Source organism: Streptomyces sp. NPDC020362 (genome assembly GCF_040642095.1).
Lineage (GTDB): Bacteria > Actinomycetota > Actinomycetes > Streptomycetales > Streptomycetaceae > Streptomyces.
On the sequence record NZ_JBFAET010000109.1, the window covers coordinates 1,403 to 16,781 of the forward strand.

18 protein-coding genes and 2 pseudogenes are annotated in these 15,379 nt (G+C 66.3%); 14 read left to right on the forward strand and 6 right to left on the reverse strand.

The window, feature by feature from the left end; all coding sequences use genetic code 11:
* Positions 1–206: 206 nt before the first annotated feature.
* The 3 genes from AB0H32_RS30315 to ettA are packed head-to-tail and all read right to left on the reverse strand — an operon-like array spanning position 207 to position 2,986.
* Entirely contained in the window at positions 207–884 is a 678-nt protein-coding gene (locus AB0H32_RS30315; protein ID WP_361126867.1) for a hypothetical protein, read from the reverse strand.
* Positions 881–1,315, reverse strand: a complete 435-nt coding sequence (locus tag AB0H32_RS30320; protein WP_361126870.1) for a thioesterase family protein — start codon at positions 1,313–1,315, stop codon at positions 881–883. The genes AB0H32_RS30315 and AB0H32_RS30320 overlap by 4 nt, the downstream gene beginning before the upstream one ends.
* A 6-nt stretch (positions 1,316–1,321) precedes the next feature.
* Entirely contained in the window at positions 1,322–2,986 is a 1,665-nt protein-coding gene (gene ettA, locus AB0H32_RS30325; RefSeq protein WP_361126873.1) for an energy-dependent translational throttle protein EttA, read from the reverse strand.
* 242 nt (positions 2,987–3,228) lie between these two features.
* Here ettA and AB0H32_RS30330 point away from each other — a divergent pair.
* A pseudogene (locus tag AB0H32_RS30330) lies at positions 3,229–3,722 on the forward strand (HAD domain-containing protein).
* Here AB0H32_RS30330 and AB0H32_RS30335 read toward each other — a convergent pair.
* On the reverse strand, positions 3,719–4,474 hold the full coding sequence (locus AB0H32_RS30335; protein WP_361126876.1) for a GntR family transcriptional regulator: 756 nt from the start codon (positions 4,472–4,474) through the stop codon (positions 3,719–3,721). The pseudogene AB0H32_RS30330 and the gene AB0H32_RS30335 overlap by 4 nt on opposite strands.
* Positions 4,475–4,553: 79 nt before the next feature.
* Between AB0H32_RS30335 and AB0H32_RS30340 the strand changes: the two are divergent.
* The 5 genes and pseudogenes from AB0H32_RS30340 (at position 4,554) to AB0H32_RS30360 (ending at position 6,609) form a co-directional block, all read left to right on the forward strand.
* Positions 4,554–4,831, forward strand: a pseudogene (locus AB0H32_RS30340) (hypothetical protein).
* A 12-nt stretch (positions 4,832–4,843) separates the two neighbouring features.
* Positions 4,844–5,146, forward strand: a complete 303-nt coding sequence (locus AB0H32_RS30345; RefSeq protein ID WP_361126879.1) for a hypothetical protein — start codon at positions 4,844–4,846, stop codon at positions 5,144–5,146.
* A 199-nt stretch (positions 5,147–5,345) separates the two neighbouring features.
* Complete coding sequence (locus AB0H32_RS30350; RefSeq protein WP_361126882.1) at positions 5,346–5,570, forward strand: hypothetical protein; 225 nt, start codon at positions 5,346–5,348, stop codon at positions 5,568–5,570.
* Complete coding sequence (locus AB0H32_RS30355; RefSeq protein WP_361126885.1) at positions 5,567–6,307, forward strand: GntR family transcriptional regulator; 741 nt, start codon at positions 5,567–5,569, stop codon at positions 6,305–6,307. Before AB0H32_RS30350 ends, AB0H32_RS30355 begins: the two co-directional genes overlap by 4 nt.
* A complete protein-coding gene (locus tag AB0H32_RS30360; RefSeq protein ID WP_361126888.1) occupies positions 6,307–6,609 on the forward strand; it encodes a hypothetical protein in 303 nt (100 codons plus the stop codon). Before AB0H32_RS30355 ends, AB0H32_RS30360 begins: the two co-directional genes overlap by 1 nt.
* A 667-nt stretch (positions 6,610–7,276) precedes the next feature.
* Here the strand turns inward: AB0H32_RS30360 and AB0H32_RS30365 are convergent.
* Complete coding sequence (locus tag AB0H32_RS30365; RefSeq protein ID WP_361126891.1) at positions 7,277–7,903, reverse strand: hypothetical protein; 627 nt, start codon at positions 7,901–7,903, stop codon at positions 7,277–7,279.
* A 557-nt stretch (positions 7,904–8,460) separates the two neighbouring features.
* Here AB0H32_RS30365 and AB0H32_RS30370 point away from each other — a divergent pair.
* Positions 8,461–10,686 (forward strand): AAA family ATPase, encoded by a 2,226-nt coding sequence (locus AB0H32_RS30370; protein WP_361126894.1) that lies wholly within the window; start codon positions 8,461–8,463, stop codon positions 10,684–10,686.
* A gap of 321 nt (positions 10,687–11,007) precedes the next feature.
* On the opposite strand, the gene AB0H32_RS30375 is transcribed toward AB0H32_RS30370, so the two are convergent.
* Positions 11,008–11,472, reverse strand: coding sequence for an NUDIX domain-containing protein (locus AB0H32_RS30375; RefSeq protein WP_361126897.1), 465 nt, complete (start codon positions 11,470–11,472; stop codon positions 11,008–11,010).
* 18 nt (positions 11,473–11,490) lie between these two features.
* Between AB0H32_RS30375 and AB0H32_RS30380 the strand changes: the two genes are divergently transcribed.
* From AB0H32_RS30380 to AB0H32_RS30410, 7 genes are all read left to right on the forward strand, one after another.
* A complete protein-coding gene (locus AB0H32_RS30380) occupies positions 11,491–12,270 on the forward strand; it encodes a GntR family transcriptional regulator (protein ID WP_361126947.1) in 780 nt (259 codons plus the stop codon).
* Positions 12,271–12,408: 138 nt separating this feature from the next.
* Positions 12,409–12,765, forward strand: coding sequence for a hypothetical protein (locus AB0H32_RS30385; protein WP_067314635.1), 357 nt, complete (start codon positions 12,409–12,411; stop codon positions 12,763–12,765).
* Between the two features lie 2 nt (positions 12,766–12,767).
* On the forward strand, positions 12,768–14,123 hold the full coding sequence (locus AB0H32_RS30390; RefSeq protein ID WP_361126900.1) for an FtsK/SpoIIIE domain-containing protein: 1,356 nt from the start codon (positions 12,768–12,770) through the stop codon (positions 14,121–14,123).
* An 81-nt stretch (positions 14,124–14,204) separates the two neighbouring features.
* Positions 14,205–14,408 carry a hypothetical protein gene (locus tag AB0H32_RS30395; protein ID WP_361126903.1) on the forward strand — a complete coding sequence of 68 codons (204 nt, stop codon included), beginning with the start codon at positions 14,205–14,207 and terminating at the stop codon, positions 14,406–14,408.
* Positions 14,408–14,977 (forward strand): DUF2637 domain-containing protein, encoded by a 570-nt coding sequence (locus AB0H32_RS30400; RefSeq protein ID WP_361126906.1) that lies wholly within the window; start codon positions 14,408–14,410, stop codon positions 14,975–14,977. The genes AB0H32_RS30395 and AB0H32_RS30400 overlap by 1 nt, the downstream gene beginning before the upstream one ends.
* A gap of 20 nt (positions 14,978–14,997) precedes the next feature.
* Positions 14,998–15,189 (forward strand): mobile element transfer protein, encoded by a 192-nt coding sequence (locus AB0H32_RS30405; RefSeq protein ID WP_361126909.1) that lies wholly within the window; start codon positions 14,998–15,000, stop codon positions 15,187–15,189.
* Between the two features lie 12 nt (positions 15,190–15,201).
* Positions 15,202–15,357, forward strand: coding sequence for a hypothetical protein (locus tag AB0H32_RS30410; protein WP_361126912.1), 156 nt, complete (start codon positions 15,202–15,204; stop codon positions 15,355–15,357).
* Positions 15,358–15,379: the final 22 nt, after the last annotated feature.

Genomic DNA, 15,379 nt, shown 5'->3' on the forward strand with positions numbered 1-15,379 from the left:
CCATGAGACCGGACGGCTGCGAGGACAGGCCAAAGCCCACGTGAGACCGCACGACAGCGCGGCAAGGCCGAACCCGCCATGAGACCGGACGGCTGCGAGGACAGGCCAAAGCCCACGTGAGACCGCACGACAGCGCGGCAAGGCCGAACCCGCCATGAGACCGGACGGCTGGGGGGAGGGCCCGAGCCGGGGTGAGGCCGGCCGGGTCAGCGCACGCTGACGCCGAGGCCTCCGAGGCCCGCCCGCCGCACGGCGACGGATCCGTACGGCGTCCGCAGCCTCAGCCAGGCCCCGGACGAGAACAGCCCGGTGTCGGCCGCGCCGGCACCCAGCCGCAGAAAGCCCAGGGACTGCGCGGCATGCACGGCCCGTACCGGAAGCCGGGTCTTGCCGATCTCCCGGGACCAGATGTCCCGCCCGATCCCGTCCAGCTCCGCGCGGGTACGCCGCTCCGGCGCCAGTTCCTCCGTGCGGGACCGGAATTCGGCGACCGCCTCGGCCACCGCCGTCCGCAGCGCCTCCGGCGCGGGAAGCCCCGGCTCGGGCTGCCAGCCGCCGCGCGGCGGCAGGACGCCGACCCACGGCGGTCCCGTGACCGCGGCCGGTACGGCGGCCGTGGCCGCCCGCTCGTCGACGGACTCCAGGAACTCGCCGGCGGACACGGTCACGTCGAGCGTGACGTCGAGCCCGTTCTCGTACGGCTTGGCGAGCCGCACCGCGCGGACCGCCAGCACCTCGAAGGACGGCGGGCGCCCGAACACGGCGAGCGCCGTCCCGGCCGCCTGCAGGCGCACCGCGGCTCCACGGTCGTAGTGGAGCAGCCGGGAGAGGAAGGCGGCGAGGTCCGCCGCCTCCGTCTCGTCGACGAGGTGGAGCACCGTCATGCGGCGACGGCCTCCTTGTCGCCGCCCGCGTCGGCCGCCTCGGCCCGGTCCGTGTACTCCTCGAGGAACGCGCGCTCCCCGTCGGTGATCCGGCGCGGCCGCCCGGCCTCGAAGTCGAACGGCACGACGACCGTCAGGGCGCGTACGTAGACCAGGTCGTCGTCCTTCACCTCGTAGGCGACGGTGAAGGACGCGGCCCTGATCTCGGTGACCCACAGCTCGATGTCCACCGGATCGGGCCGGTGCACGAGCTGCCGCTTGTAGTCGATCTCATGGCGCGCCACCACGGACCCCTGCTTGGACTCCTTGCCCCTGCGGGACAGGAAGTCGATACGCGCCTCCTCCAGATAGCGGAGGAAGATCGCGTTGTTGACATGGCCGTACGCGTCCATGTCCGACCAGCGCAGCGGACAGCGGTAGATGTGCCGCAAGATCGATCAGCCCCGGGTCAGCTTCTTGTAGGTGGCGCGGTGCGGACGGGCGGCGTCCGCGCCGAGCCGCTCGACCTTGTTCTTCTCGTACGACTCGAAGTTGCCCTCGAACCAGAACCACTTGGACTCACCCTCGTAGGCGAGGATGTGCGTGGCGACACGGTCGAGGAACCACCGGTCGTGGGAGACGACGACGGCGCAGCCCGGGAACTCCAGCAGCGCGTTCTCCAGGCTGGAGAGCGTCTCGACGTCCAGGTCGTTGGTGGGCTCGTCGAGGAGCAGCAGGTTGCCGCCCTGCTTGAGGGTCAGCGCCAGGTTGAGCCGGTTGCGCTCACCGCCGGAGAGCACACCCGCGGGCTTCTGCTGGTCCGGGCCCTTGAAGCCGAAGGCGGAGACGTAGGCGCGCGAGGGCATCTCCACGTGGCCGACGTTGATGTAGTCCAGCTCGTCGGAGACGACGGCCCACAGCGTCTTCTTCGGGTCGATGTTCTCGCGGCTCTGGTCGACGTACGAGATCTTGACGGTCTCGCCGACCTTGATGGAGCCGGAGTCGGGCTGCTCGAAGCCCTGGATCATCTTGAAGAGGGTCGTCTTGCCGGCGCCGTTCGGGCCGATGACACCGACGATGCCGTTGCGCGGCAGCGTGAAGCTGAGGTCGTCGATGAGGACCTTGTCACCGAAGGCCTTGTTGAGGTTGTTGACCTCGACGACCACGTTGCCCAGACGCGGGCCCGGCGGGATCTGGATCTCCTCGAAGTCCAGCTTCCGCATCTTGTCGGCCTCGGCGGCCATCTCCTCGTAGCGAGCGAGACGGGCCTTGGACTTGGCCTGGCGCCCCTTGGCGTTCGACCGCACCCACTCCAGCTCTTCCTTGAGCCGCTTCTGGCGCTTGGCGTCCTTCTGGCCCTCGACCTTGAGACGGGTGGCCTTGGTCTCCAGGTACTTGGAGTAGTTGCCCTCGTAGCCGTGCAGACGGCCGCGGTCGACCTCGCAGATCCAGCCGGCGACGTTGTCGAGGAAGTACCGGTCGTGGGTGACGGCCACGACGGTGCCCGCGTACTTGGCCAGGTGCTGCTCCAGCCAGTTCACCGACTCGGCGTCGAGGTGGTTGGTGGGCTCGTCGAGGAGCAGCAGGTCGGGGGCCTCCAGCAGCAGCTTGCAGAGCGCCACGCGGCGCTTCTCGCCACCGGAGAGGTTGGTGACGGGCCAGTCACCGGGCGGGCACCCGAGCGCGTCCATGGCCTGCTCCAGCTGAGCGTCGAGGTCCCACGCCTCGGCGTGGTCCAGCTCCTCCTGGAGCTTGCCCATCTCCTCGAGCAGCGCGTCGGAGTAGTCGGTCGCCATCAGCTCGGCGATCTCGTTGAACCGGTCGAGCTTGCCCTTGATCTCGGCGACACCCTCCTGGACGTTCTCCAGGACGGTCTTCTCCTCGTTCAGGGGCGGCTCCTGGAGCAGGATGCCGACGGTGTAGCCCGGCGACAGGAACGCGTCGCCGTTCGACGGCTGCTGCAGTCCCGCCATGATCTGCAGGACAGTCGACTTACCGGCGCCGTTCGGACCGACGACGCCGATCTTCGCCCCCGGCAGGAAGCTCAGGGTGACGTCGTCGAGGATCACCTTGTCGCCGTGCGCTTTGCGCGCCTTGCGCATGGTGTAAATGAACTCAGCCAAGAGAAACCGTCCGGCAGCTTGAAATCTGGCAGTGGGCAGATACACCCCATCTTGCCTGAACGCCAGCCTTGGGTGTTAACCCGTTTGGTGCGGGGGCTGTGACCTGGGGTTTCGTGGGTGGCGGCGGTGGCTCGTCTGTCGCTGTCGGTCGTCGTCAGGCGGCCTCGGGGAGCCTCGGACGGCCCAGAGACGGCCCAGGAAGCACAGTCCCCGCCACCACCGCGCCGGGCTATCGTGCCGCTGTGACCAGCGCAGCGAAGCGCCCCATGCTCTTCCTCGACGTCGACGGTCCACTCATCCCGTTCGGGACGTCGTACGGCTCCCCGACGTCTGTCGATCAAGGCAACCCGCTGCTTGATCGTCTAGATCCCGGCATCGGATCGCGTCTCCTCGCCCTGGATGCCATCTCGTGTGGGCCACGACGTGGATGGAGGATGCGAACGAGGCCGTCGCTCCGCGCCTGGGGCTGCCGAAGCTGCCCGTGATGGAGTGGCCGGATGCCAGCGCCGACGACGGACCTCGCGGCCTGCACTGGAAGACTCGCGCCTTGGTCGAGTGGGCCGACGGTCGACCGTTCATCTGGGTCGACGACGAAATCAGCGCCATGGATCGCTTGTGGGTCGATGCCCAACATCCTGGGCCGTCGCTACTTCATCGCGTCGACCCGGCTCAAGGACTCGTAGACGCCGACTTCTCGGCGCTCGGCGATTGGCTCGCTGCCGAGGGCGCTGGCTAACGGTTGATCGGGATCTCGTAGACGATCTCGCAGTGCGCGGCGGGCACCACAATGTCCGCCGTCTCCACGGGCCGCCCCTGGTCGCTGTAGTAGGTCCGCCGGATGTGCGTGACGAGCGCGGCTTTCTGGATGCCGAGTATCGAAGCCTCCTCGGCGGTCGCCTGCCGCGGCTCGGGCTGCTCCACGGCGTGGCTGACGGTGACGCCGATCGCGGACAAGCGGTTCACGACGCCTGCCCCGGCGTGCGGGCCGCCCTCGGGCAGGACGACAAGAGTGCCGGCGGTGAGATCGTACGGCTCCCAGCTCGTGGACAGCTGGACCGGCCTGCCGTCGGCGAGGAACTCATACGTCGTCCGGACGCACAGATCACCCTCGGAGATACCCAGTCGCGCCGCGATATCCGCCGGAGCAGGCACCTTCGCGTCGGTCCGACTCTCCCAGTCCCCCTGTCTGCCTACGGCCTTCATGTCCGCCCGGAACGGCGACCCGCCGGGCTGCTCCCGCGCGGACGACCGGACCACCCGCACCCTCTGCCGGGGCTCGGCGACGTACGTGCCCGATCCGGCCCGCCCCTCCAGCACACCTTGGGAGATCAGCAGTTCCTGCGCCCGGCGGACCACGTTCTCGCCCACGCCGCACTCCTGGCCGATCTGGGTGCGGGAGGGCAGGCGGTCCCCCGACTCCCACACGTGCTCCGCGATCCGCCGCCGGAGTTCGTCGGCGATGCGGAGATAGGGCGGCTGCTCAGGCATATGGAAAATCTAGTCCACTAGCTCTAATCTAGTTAACTAGCTTCACTGAAAGTGACTGTCGGTCGACGGAGGCTGCCCTGTGCCCGCTTCGGGAGTTAGCGCGGCGGCCATCGCCGCCCGGCTGTCCGCTGTCGGACTCGTCGCTCGGGTGGAGGAGCGCGACCAATACACGTCGGTCGAAGCGGAGGTACCGAAATCCCTCTCCGCGGAGTCCTGGCGGGAGGTCTTGGAAGTGGTGGCGGAAGCCGATCGGTTCGGGCTCCTCGCCACCAGCCTGAACGGCCGCACCCTCTGGGCGGTCGTACGCAAAGCGGTCCCCACGAGGGCGATGTCGGGGGACCGAGCCATCAGCGATAGGAGCTGAGCAGCGTGCTCAACCGTATCCGCCGTGCCGTCGCACTCACCAGAGCGCGGCACTCCGCCAAGGGCAGGCACCGCCGCGCCTTACCGCCCGCTCGGCCGCGGGCCGTCCCCGCAACCTCCGACGCGCCGACGATCGTCCTGGAGCGGGCCTCCGACAACCTGCCCTACCGCGATCCGCTCGCGGGTGAGGACATCGCACTAGTCCGCCCGTACGTGCTGGCCTGGGAGACGCGAGTACGGACACGTTCCGTACTCGTCGCGCCCCACCTGCCGGCCGAGGTTTGCTCGGCCCTCGCGGGGGTTCACTAATGTCCCGTCGCCCGCAGCCACACATCACGGACACCTCGGGTGTCCCCTACCGATCGACCGCCTGTCGGATCGGCACGCACCGCGCCTGCACGGAAGCCTCCCCTGCCCCGGCGCCGGCCGCCCTCCCTGTGGTCTACGAGGCGTGCGACTGCCCGTGCCACTCGGCGCCCGACCAGTCCATGTGCGTGGAGGTCAAGCAGTGAGGGACCGAGCACCTGGCGGCGCGCTGGTCTGCAACGTCGAAGTCACCTCGGCCACCGTGCAGCGCGGCGACATCATCCAGATCGGCGGCCGAGCGTGCTACGTGAGCAACCTCTTCCAACTGCCCTACGGCGCCAAACAGATCCTCTTCGAGTCGGGGGAACTGCTGACCATAACCACACGGACCCGGCTCGTCGCCGTGCGCATGCCGAGAAGGCGGTGACCGTGGCCGTGCCATCACGCCATCACGCCATCGCTGATGACCTCCGACAGCAGATCACGACCGGTCGCATCAAACCCGGCGAACGCCTTCCGTCAGAGTCCGGGCTGGCAGTCCAGTACAAGGTCAGCACAGTGACGCTGCGGCGCGCTCTCACGGTGCTTCAGGCGGAGGGCCTCGTCGAGAAGATCCAGGGCAAGGGCAATTTCGTCCGCCGCCCCCTCCGCAAGATCATGTACGTCGGAGGGTGGGGGACGCTGGACCCGGGGACTGCCGCCGAAGCGGCCCTGCGAGTCACCGTCCGCAGCATCACACTTCAGGCGAACGGACACCTGACGACCTTGCTGAAGGTGCCCACCGGCAGCCCACTCGTCGAGTTCACCTGCATCAGTCACGAAGGGGACTCACCTCACAGCTTGGCCCGCATCTACATCCCGCGCGACCTGGCCCCAGCCGGCGTGCTCGACGATGCAGCCCCGGGCCGGGATGCGGTCACGAGATTCGCCACCCTCGGGCCACAACCAGCCGCCGTCAGGGAGACCGTATGCGCCCGCCCACCGACCCCGGACGAAGCGTCGTGTCTCCGGATCGGCTCCGCCGCGGCGGTCCTCACGATCACACGCGTCGCGACCGACTCCACCGGTCGAGTCGTCGAAGCCGGGCTCCTAGTGTTCCCGGGGGATCGTGTCGACGCCGTCTTCACCACCCACCACGTGATCGATGAAGGGCAGACGCACTGATGACGACACGGAACGGACTGCGCCTTCTCCCGTGGTCGGGGCCGGAAGGCAAGCCCTGCTACCTGAACACTAACGACAAGGCCGGCTACATGTCCCGCCTGGCGGACAACATCGAAGCAGTCCAACTCGGCACGGCCGCCGAGCTTCTGGAGGAGGCTTCGGAAACCCTCGGCAACGGGGACTCGGGCCTGGAAGACCTGCGGCGACTGGCGAAGGAACTGACCGGGTCCTTGCGGGACGTGCTCCGGGTGGCGACCAGCCGCGGTCACCTCTTGGAGGCGAGCGAACCTCAGCGCTTCTGAAGCGGCTGTCGAAAGCGGAACCGCCGACGACAACCTTCCTTCTAACACCACGGGGAGAGGAGCCCGGTCCCCCACCCGGGCTCCTCTCCCCGTCGCTTCACACCGCTCCTGACCGACACCGCGCGCTGACCGGCGTAGCGAAACGCCCTGCCCGATTGTCTGAACACCAGCCCACGACAGTCAGCCACGACGGCGGGTGCGTCGACCGATCAGGCGCGCGTGTGTCTCGCTACACCCCCACCGGCCTCAGCCACGCTGCTCGATGACGCCCGTCAGAGCAAGCCGCGACGGCAGAACCGTGGCTGCGAGGTAGTGGACAATGACTTCTTCGTCCCGAAGCAACGGGGCCGGGCACTCGACCTTGGGCCGCGGCGCCTCTCACCTGCGGTGGTGGTCCGCTGGCGTTGTCACGCAGCTAGACACTCACCCGGTGCGGCTCCCGGTGCGCGGGATCAGCGCACCTCAGCCCAGTTCTCCGGGCTTCGGCATAACCCTTCCAGTGTCGCAGATCAACAGCACCGGCCCAGGCCAGCGGGGTGGGGGCGGTCACCTGCGGGCGTCGACTGTCAGCGTTGGCCGACCTCGGATGGCCCAGAGACGGCCCAGGGTCGGCCCAGGACGCAGACAGTCCCCGACCGACCGTGTCCAGGCAGCGTCTCCCCGCCCGTCAGTCCAGCCGCACGGGGGCGACCGGGAGCTGTTCTCTGTACGGCCAGGTGAAGGTGCGGTCGGGTTCGAGGTGGGCTTCCCCCCAGTGGATGGCCTGGATGCCGTTTTCGACGTCGGCGGTGAAGAACACGCAGACCAACCTGGTGGAAGCTCCCAGCTCCTCGAATGCCTCGTGCAGCCCCAGGTACTCCTCGGTCGCCAGGTCCTCATCGACGTCGAACAGGGTTTCTGGAGGCTGCGGCCCGTGGGCCCGTAACAGCCGGTGCCGAGTCGGCGACGCGTTGGCAGGCAGCCGGGCCCGGTCCAGGGGCCTCGGCCGGTCCGCGTACCGGAAGGGGAAGAGTGCGTGATCGTTGATCACCGCGTACTCGTACCCGCGCACCTCTCGAACGGCTTCCCCCAGCTCGCGCGCCGTCTCCGCCAGGTTCTCGCGCACCAGGCCCGCAAGGGCGACACCGTAGGGACTCCGCTTCTTCAGCCCTGCGGCGAGGTGCGCGGCGTGAGCCCTCTCATGCGCCTCGCGCAGTCGCGCCGGAACCGCGGCGGCCAGCGCGCCGGCATGCCGCCCGAACCGCTCGACGGCCCAGGCCGACGGTCCCACTGGATAGCCACCCAACATCGACATGCAGTGCCCCCTCCCCCAGGTCCCCGCCTCTGAACTGTGTGACACGCACACGAAGGGCGCACAAGGGGGCGATCCGGCCAAGGCTCGACCGAACATGCTCCTGGCCCAGAACAGCCACAACTGATCACGGGCGGCCGTGACCTGCGGCCGCCCAATCGACCACCGCTCTGACCTGCTGCCGAGCCATCGGCACCTGTCGGCGTTGGTCACCATCGAGCGCCCTTCCACGGCCCCAGGACAGCCCGGGAGGGCGCTCGTGCGTTGAGGGCGACAACCGCCTTGTAAGTTCGCTCGCTGCGCGCTGCGACGTGCCGGAACGAGGCTCGTAGGTCGTTTGCGGATCCGGCTTCACCCGCCTCCGTGGGCCATCGTTCGCAGCCGTTGATGTCAGGCCGCCGTAGGTGCAGCCTGTCAGGGCGTCTTCGACAGCAGATATCACCTCATCGACTGGCGCGCGACGTCTCACTCCGAACTGCGACGGATCTACCGGAACCGACAACATCGGCTTGACCAGTCAACTAGGATCACGAATCCACTTCAGGGGAGGGGACTTTCAGGTGCGCATTGATTCAGTGCGAGTTTCGGAATTCCGGAGCATCAAGAGCACTCAGCTGGCCGATTGTGGGCAACTTAACGTATTGATCGGAAAGAATAATTCCGGTAAATCCAATCTCCTCATCGCCATCAAGCGATTTTTCAGCTTTTTCACTATCGATGGACAGGTTGCCATTGTCGATCCTGAGATGCAGCAACCTAACGATTGGCACAAGAAGAATGTGCAATCGGCGATCGAAATCTCGACGACTCTCAAGTTGAGCGATCAAGAGAGGGAAGAGGTCAGGGAGGCAATCGTGAGCGAAACGCCTCAAGTACGCAACGCCCTGACTGGTGCCGAACTGAGTAATCTGGTCACGGTAGATCTGAGGTTCCTCCCTCCGCCTACGTCGATTGGGTACGTATCTAAGATTAGGTTTGGTGGCGCAACCAGTGATGACGACGACGTAATCCTCGCAGTTAGCGAGGAAAGCGGTATTGAGATTGCCCGAAAGGCCGCCTCCATTGATGAGTACACTAGAGAATGCAAAGTACTCGAATGGACTATTTCCGAATTCGATGAGGACGATTGGAGGCGAACCCGGGAACGGGGGTACATGATGCCGCAAACGGTTCGCAATTCGAGAGTCCTTAGTGCGAACCCTCAGTCCATGGACATGCTCCTGAAAAGCGTTCGAGGCGCATCGAGCTACACGGAATTCAACATTAATACGCGCGAGCGCCTTGAACTCCTTAAAGCTCGGATCGAAAAACACGAGACTACACCTTTCGAGCATGAGATTTCCACATTCTCAGGCAACGCGAAAAGTGTGCCCGAATATGCAACATCCTTTCTGCGTAAGATTGCCGGGATGAGCGTTCACATGCTCTCGGAACAAAGAAGCCCTATCGGTCAGGCTGAAGCGAGTCGGATCCTCAAGCTCAAGACAAGTCGCGGGCAAGGAGATGTGCTGAGGGCGATCCAATCCGTAGTCTCTGGCCTCCTGGGTGTCCAAATCGATGCGTTTAGCGCTGACGATCCCCAGTTGGCAAGTAGGTCAACGCCAGCGATGAGGCGCAGCGAGGGATCGCCTGCCGAGTTGGACGTCGATGACTTCCTGGTCCAGTTGAATGGATCAGGAATTCGAGAAGCTCTTCGCCTTATCCTGGATCGCGAATTTGAACACCCCGAGGTTCTCCTCGTTGAGGAGCCTGAGGTTCACCTTCACCCAGCGCTTGAGATTGCAATCATGCAATACCTCAAGGAGGTAAGCGACGACTGTCAGATCTTCCTGACTACACACTCTACCAATTTCCTGGATGCTGGATCTTTGAGGAACATTTATTTGATCCGAAAAGACCACGCCACTTCCGCCCAGCATATGGACGTGATTGATGCGGAAACGGCAATCCCTGAGGAACTGGGATTGCGACTGAGTTCGCTATTCATGTTTGACAGATTGGCCTTTGTCGAGGGGCCTTCGGATGAGCAGATTTTGCGCATCTTTGCTTCAACTCTCGACATTAGTTTCGGGCAAGCCGCATTGGGGTTTGTAACGACCGGTGGCGCAAGAAACTTCACCCACTATGCGACGACGGCAACATTGAGCTTCCTGAGGAAGAGGAATGTGCGCACCGTCTTCATTATCGACCGAGATGAGCGCGATGTTGCGGATATCGAGGCACTTCAGGGAAAGATCGAAGACCTTAGCGAACTAGTGGTGCTGAAGAAGCGAGAACTGGAGAATTATCTCATCTCTCCGACTGCTTTGGCGCGCTACATTGCCGCCAAGTCTAAAGGGACAGTCTCGCCATCCACAAGTGAAATCGAATCGGACCTAAATGAGATTTGCCAGGAATTGTTCCAAACGGCCGTGGAGCGACGGGTTTTGAAGCATGCCTGCCGCCCCGTCATCCCTAAGCGGGAAAAAATCCTTCGCCGTGATGACTCGTTGGACTTTGAAGCTGCGTTGAAAGCACAGCTCGACGAGTCGATTAAGGAGATTCAAGAAATTTCTGGAAAGGTTCAAGGTCTCCTCGATAGCGCCAAGGCCGAGGTCCTCTCCGAGTGGGACTCGCGTAAGTCGGAAATGATCCCTGGGGACGAGCTTCTTGACTCACTGTTCAAGCGATACGGGTTGCGCTTCAACAAGAGGCGAGATGCCGTTGACTTGGCCTCATCTATGAAGCCGGACGAGATCTCGGGCGAGATCAAGGTGCTTTTGAACGATCTGGTTCGAAGCGTCTAGGTCGGCGGAGCGGCTTTGGGCTGGAGCTGCTTTGGGGCGAGTGATCATGGCCCCGTAAGCTTCCGGCGAGTCGGGCAGTCTGTGGACCTGCCCGTTAAAGCACGACGTTGGGGCCATGATCTTAGAGGCTCGCCCCAAAGTGGCTGCCTAAAGCCGTGGAGCCGACCGCCCCAGCCACAGAGGGTGTTTCCCACTTCATGCCCGCAGCCGCCGAGCGCGCCGCCGGGCGCGGCCAGCCGGGGCGCAGACAGGAGGCAGGCCGCGCCGCAGAGGCGGCGCGCGCCCGCGCCATGCGCGGGCCTTGATGAAGGAGAGAAGGTTTTATCCCGCTGGGATGAGGCGCTTGCCGTCGTGGCTGCGTACGTGGGGGCCGTTGCCGTCCAAGGCGTCCAGGAGCCTGACTGCGAAGACCTCAGACATGCGCTCGCTGACTTCCTCGGAGGTGAGCCAGGAGACGGCGGTGGACTCGCTTGAGGTGCGTTCGGTGCCGCCAGAGGGCTTGCAGCGGAAGACCAGAGCCACGATGCCGCGGGTCACGTTCTTGTAGACGCCGGTCAGTTCGTCGACCTCGACGTGGATGCCTGTTTCCTCCAGGACCTCGCGGGCGACGCCGGCCTCGGGGGTCTCGTTGAGTTCGAGGATGCCGCCGGGGAGTTCCCAGGTGCCGTTGTCGGCTCGGCGGATCGCCAGGAGGCGGCCGTCCTCGCGCACCACTACTCCGGCCACGGATACGGAGTGGAGGGGAGACGGCGTCGCTTCCTGTGCTTGACTCATGTAGAGGAGCATAGGAGGCAGAGAAGGACTATGGGAACTGCGGCTGGAGGGGTCGGATCCGGGCCTCGGTACGTGCAGATCGCGGACGAGATCGTGCAGCAGATCCGGGCGGGGGTTCTCAAGCCTGGTGACATGGTGCCGAGCGAGTCTGAGCTGGTAGATCGCTATGGCGTGTCCGGCGGGACGATCCGTAAGGCCATGGTCGAGGTGCGGGCTAGTGGGCTGGTCGAGACCCGGCACGGCAAGGGCTCGATCGTGAAGAACCGGCCTCCGGTGCGGCACCGCTCCTCCGATCGCTTCCGGCGCTCGCTCCGGCAGGGTGGGCAGGCGGCCTACCTCGCGGAGTCCGCGCAGTCCGGTGCGGCTGCCAAGGTCAGCGTCCTCTACATCGGGCCCATGGAGGCGCCTGAGGATGCTGCCCAGCGACTGGGCGTCCCGGTCGGCGCACAGGTGCTGGCCCGCCGGCGTCTCTACTTCCGTAACGGCACACCGGTCGAGACCGCGACGTCGTACCTGCCCTGGGACGTCGTGAAGGAGATCCCGGAGCTGTTCTCCGAGAACCCCGGAGGCGGTGGCATCTATGCCCGACTCGAAGACCACGGGCATGAGTTCGCGGAGTTCGTCGAGACGTTGCAGGCACGGCCGGCCTCGAAGGCAGAGGCTTCGGAACTGGCGCTCAGCCCCGGTGCACCGGTGGTTCACCTGATCCGGGAAGCTCGTACGACCGCGGGCCTCGTGGTCGAGGTGTGCGACACGCTCATGGCCGCTGACCAGTTCGTTTTCGAGTATCGGATCCCTGCCGCCGACTGACGCCCGCTCAACTCACCGCAGCCCGTCGCGAGTTCTTCTCCGCGGCGGGTTGACTCATGTACAGGAGTGATGCACTCTTCTTCATGTCACTCATGTACATGAGTGGCGAAGTTCAGCATCTATAGAGGAGTGATCTCTGTGCGTCAGATCCCCGTCGACACCTCCAGTGCGGTTGTGATGGTCGCCAAGTCTCCGCAGGTCAAGGTCCGTGACCGTCGAACCGGCGAGATCGCCACCGACACTGAGAGCGGGGCGAAGTTGATGACGGTCGACGTGATGTTCGCGGCGAACGAGGAGGTGGAGATCCTCTCCATCACCGTCCCGGAGCCCGGGATCACCGGCGAGCTGTCCATGGGCACGCCGGTCGCGCTCACCGGCCTGATCGCCAGGCCCTGGGAGAACGACTTCAACGGCCAGAAGCGGCACGGCATCGCGTTCCGCGCGGTCGCGGTCACCTCGCTCGCCGGCGCCGCTGCAGGGCCGAAGGCGGCCTGATCATGACCGGTTTCACGGTCTCCCTGGTGCTGGTCGCCGTCGCCGTGGGTCTCCTGCGGTGGCGGCGCCCCGCCTGGTACTGGCTGACCTTCGGGGTCACCCTGGCCGTGGTGCGGGTACTGGTCCGGTACGGCTCCGTCATGGATGCGTGCGGGTTAACCGTGCCGCCCGCGCGGTGGCGGCTGGCGCTCGCCCGTGCCACCAACCGGCCGATACCGGGGCCCTGTCCCCCGCGCATCCTGCGGCTGCGGCCCACTCGCACCGGCCTGGTCCTGCGGCTCAAGCTCCGCCCCGGACAGGACGCCTTCGACATCGCCGCCGCCTCGGACCGGCTCCGGCACTCGTTCTCGATGTACGGCGTGACTTCGCGGGAGCTGCGCTCCGGTGTCGTAGAGGTGCGGATGACCGGCTACGACGTGCTCAAGCGGGTGCAGATGCCGGCCGAGACCGAAACCCGGCCGATGCGGGTTCCGGTCGCCCTGCGGCAGGACGGCTCGGTGCACTACCGCGACTACCGCGCGATACCCCATGCCCTCACCCTCGGCGCCACGGAATCCGGCAAGTCCGTCTACCAGCGAAACCTGGTCGCCGGACTCGCCCCGATGGATGTCGCCCTCGTCGGCATCGACTGCAAGCAGGGCGTTGAACTGTTCCCGCTGGCCCGCCGGTTCTCCGCGCTGGCCGACGATCCCGACACCGCAGCAGAAGTGCTCGACGCGCTCGTGGTCCGGATGGAACGCATCTACCAGGTCATCCGGGCTCAACAACGGATCACCGCCGACGTGCCGGACGCGGAGATCGCCGCCGACATCTGGGACCTGCCCGATCACCTGCGTCCGGTCCCGGTCGTGGTCCTGGTCGACGAGGTAGCCGAACTCGCCCTGTACGCCAACAAGGAGGAGGAGAAGCGCCGGGACCGCATCATCACCGCCCTGGTCCGCCTGGCCCAGCTCGGCCGCGCGGCCGGCATCTACCTCGAAATCTGCGGACAGCGCTTCGGCTCCGAACTCGGCAAGGGCATCACCATGCTCCGTGCCCAGCTCACCGCCCGTACCGCCCATCGCGTCAACGACGAGACATCCGCCAACATGGCCTTCGGTGACATCGCACCGGACGCCGTCCTCGCCGCCATCCAGATCCCGGCCGAGATGCGGGGGCTCGCCATCTCGGGCGACTCCTCCGGAGGGTGGCACCGCATCCGTGCGCCGCACACCTCGCTCCGCCAGGCCGTGAACATCTGCAACCGGCACGCCGACCGGACCCCGGACCTGCCCGAGCTGGCTCCGTTCCGGCCGGTCCTCTCCGCCTCCGCCGTGGCTCCCGTGTCGCTGGCCAAGGCTTCCTCGGCCACTGTCTGAGCCTCGGATCCCACCGGTCGGCGCGACCGCCTTCGCGCCAGGTCCCTACCCCCGCCATGCCCAGAGAAGGGAGATCCCGCCGTGTGCCCGAACTGCGAGGACCTCGCCCGGACCGTGCTCCTGCTCGGCCAACTCGCCTTGTACGCCGACACGGCCGATGCCGACCTCGACTTCGTGGAAGCCGTCAGCGTGTCCCTCGCCGTCTCGCTGCCCGAGCCGCCGCCCGGCACGTTCCCGTCCGGCTACGACCCTGACGGCGGCCCCACCTACCCCGGCGACTCCTGATGGGTTCCCGTCACGGCCTCCGCGTCGACCTGCTCCTGGTTGCCGCCTGGCGGCGCCTGCGTCGTGACGGGCCGTCCCGGCTCGCCTGGTGCTGGTTCCTCGTCGCACTGTTCGCCTCGCTCGGTGCCAACGTCGCCACCGCCGGGTTCCTCGACCTGACCGACCCACCCGCTCTGCTCCGCCTCGGCATCGCTGGATGGCCCGCGGTCGCCTTCCTCGGCGGCACGCTCCTCGCGCACTCGTCGGCCGCGGAGTTGGGGCCGGCCCCGTCAGCACCCGTTGCGGACACGTCGCACGACGAGCCTTCGGCCGAGCAGCCGGTATCGGACGCCGAACCCGCTTCGGTGACGGAAACCGTGCCCGAACCCGGCGTAGCCCCTGCTTCCTCCGCTCCCGCTCTCGCCCCAACCCCTTCTCCTTCGGTTCCCGCCGTACTGCTCGACCACGCTCGCAAGGTCGCCGACGAGTACCGCACCCGTACCGGATCCCCGATCGACACCGACACCCTGCGCTCCCGTCTCGGCGTGCCACCCCACCTCGCCGACGCCATCGCCGCCCACCTCACCTGACCAGGAAGGAAGCACCCGCGATGCCCGCCCGCGACAACTTCCACTCCCTGATGCGGATCGGCCCCGTGCAGATCGGCACCCACCGCGACCGCAACGGCCGGATCATGCACGCCGCCGTCTGCACCGCCGACCGCTGCGGCTGGTCCGCCGACTACTCCAGCCAGACCGCCGCCCAGCTCGCCGCCCGCACCCACCGCTGCACGGTCCGCTAGGAGACACAACCCATGGACATCCCTCTCTGGTTCGCCCTGCTGGTCGTCGGCTACCTCGGCGTCAAGCTCATCCGCCCGCCCTGGTGGCTCATCGCCGTCCTGCTCCTCGGCGGCTACCTCCTCGCCGACAGCGTTCTGGCCCCCGTCATCAACACCGCCGTCAAGTAACCGACCGCGAAAGGAGATCCGC

Excerpts from the sequence above, each read along its gene's own strand:
- AB0H32_RS30315 (WP_361126867.1), bottom strand. The coding sequence starts at position 884 with ATGACGGTGCTCCACCTCGTCGACGAGACGGAGGCGGCGGACCTCGCC.
- AB0H32_RS30335 (WP_361126876.1), bottom strand. The coding sequence starts at position 4,474 with ATGCCTGAGCAGCCGCCCTATCTCCGCATCGCCGACGAACTCCGGCGG.
- AB0H32_RS30360 (WP_361126888.1), top strand. The coding sequence starts at position 6,307 with ATGACGACACGGAACGGACTGCGCCTTCTCCCGTGGTCGGGGCCGGAA.
- AB0H32_RS30365 (WP_361126891.1), bottom strand. The coding sequence starts at position 7,903 with ATGTCGATGTTGGGTGGCTATCCAGTGGGACCGTCGGCCTGGGCCGTC.
- AB0H32_RS30375 (WP_361126897.1), bottom strand. The coding sequence starts at position 11,472 with ATGCTCCTCTACATGAGTCAAGCACAGGAAGCGACGCCGTCTCCCCTC.
- AB0H32_RS30380 (WP_361126947.1), top strand. The coding sequence starts at position 11,491 with ATGGGAACTGCGGCTGGAGGGGTCGGATCCGGGCCTCGGTACGTGCAG.
- AB0H32_RS30390 (WP_361126900.1), top strand. The coding sequence starts at position 12,768 with ATGACCGGTTTCACGGTCTCCCTGGTGCTGGTCGCCGTCGCCGTGGGT.
- AB0H32_RS30400 (WP_361126906.1), top strand. The coding sequence starts at position 14,408 with ATGGGTTCCCGTCACGGCCTCCGCGTCGACCTGCTCCTGGTTGCCGCC.
- AB0H32_RS30405 (WP_361126909.1), top strand. The coding sequence starts at position 14,998 with ATGCCCGCCCGCGACAACTTCCACTCCCTGATGCGGATCGGCCCCGTG.
- AB0H32_RS30410 (WP_361126912.1), top strand. The coding sequence starts at position 15,202 with ATGGACATCCCTCTCTGGTTCGCCCTGCTGGTCGTCGGCTACCTCGGC.